Consider the following 1,084-nt stretch of genomic DNA (forward strand, 5'->3'; position numbering starts at 1 on the left):
ACCCTGCCCTGCCGCGCCGGGGCGAGGGAACGCGCGCGCTGCCACGCCGACCGGCTCCCCCCTCGGGGCGTCCCGGACCGGCCGCAGACGCTTGACCCTCGGCCAAGCCCGTGGCTTCTGGAGCCGCTGGCACCTCAGACTCCGTAGCTCAGCTGGATAGAGCAGCCGCCTTCTAAGCGGCAGGTCGTTGGTTCGAGCCCAACCGGGGTCGCCAGGTGTTTTCTGGAGGCGGCTTCGCAAGACGTCCGAGCCCGGCGCCGTCGGGTGTGTGTTGCCCCCTCGTGGCCGGCCCTGGCGTGCCCGAACGATTCGTCGGCCGCACCCTGGGTCAGCCTCCTGCATGCTGAGCCTCTCGGAGGGCCGGCCCGACGCGCATGTACCGTGCGGATTGGGGGCGAGGTCGCTCCGACAGCTGCCATCGTCGCGTCGGCTCCCGGCATGGGCGCGACGGCGATCGTCGGATCACGGCGCCGGTCCGGCGCGCTGGTTGGGTGATGCACGTGAAGCGAGTCGACCCGTCGGCGGACCCGTGAGCAGGGGACCTGACCCTGCGCCGGGCTCACGGTCTCGGTTCGTCGACTGAGGCGGACGCGCCTTCGGTGCGATGACGGCGCAGGCGTGCGCCTCGAACCCGGGCCGCCGACGCGGGCTGGGCCCCAGGACGATGCTGTCCCAGAGGCGCCGTCTGTCGCGTCGTCAGTCCCGCAGATGCGGACCGGGAAGCGCCTCCCTCAGATCGAGGCGGCGCGATGGATGCGGTGGTGTCGCGCGGCGCGCTGGCTGGCGCGCGCATTGTGCAGGCGTCGCATCCGGTCCTGATGAACCTCATCCTCGTACGATGGATCGACTGTCATCGCGGCGTGGATCGGCAGTGCGGGAAGCCTCTCGTGCTGTGGGTGTACGGTTTTCATGGCGATGTCCCTCGTCACTACTTACGCAATCGAGCTTAACCGTTCATTTGCGATTTGCAAGCGGGGCGCCAGAGCCCGTCACCATGGTATTGGCCATCGTGCACCCGGCCAGCCCCGCTTGCAAATCGCAAATGAACGGTTAAGCTCGATTGCGTAAGTAGTGACGAGGGACA

1 protein-coding gene and 1 tRNA gene are annotated in these 1,084 nt (G+C 68.7%); one reads left to right on the forward strand and one right to left on the reverse strand.

Translation table 11 applies throughout. From position 1 onward, the window contains the following. The first annotated feature begins 137 nt into the window (after positions 1-137). Positions 138-214: transfer RNA gene (locus tag FV228_RS30590), tRNA-Arg, on the forward strand. 517 nt (positions 215-731) lie between these two features. On the opposite strand, the gene FV228_RS30595 is transcribed toward FV228_RS30590, so the two are convergent. After that, positions 732-911, reverse strand: coding sequence for a hypothetical protein (locus tag FV228_RS30595; protein ID WP_147857837.1), 180 nt, complete (start codon positions 909-911; stop codon positions 732-734). Between the last annotated feature and the right edge of the window lie 173 nt (positions 912-1,084).

It is taken from the genome of Methylobacterium sp. WL18 (genome assembly GCF_008040015.1).
In the GTDB taxonomy this organism is placed as follows: Bacteria; Pseudomonadota; Alphaproteobacteria; order Rhizobiales; family Beijerinckiaceae; genus Methylobacterium; species Methylobacterium mesophilicum.

Coding starts and splice junctions, on each gene's coding strand:
- FV228_RS30595 (WP_147857837.1), bottom strand. CDS start 911: ATGAAAACCGTACACCCACAGCACGAGAGGCTTCCCGCACTGCCGATC.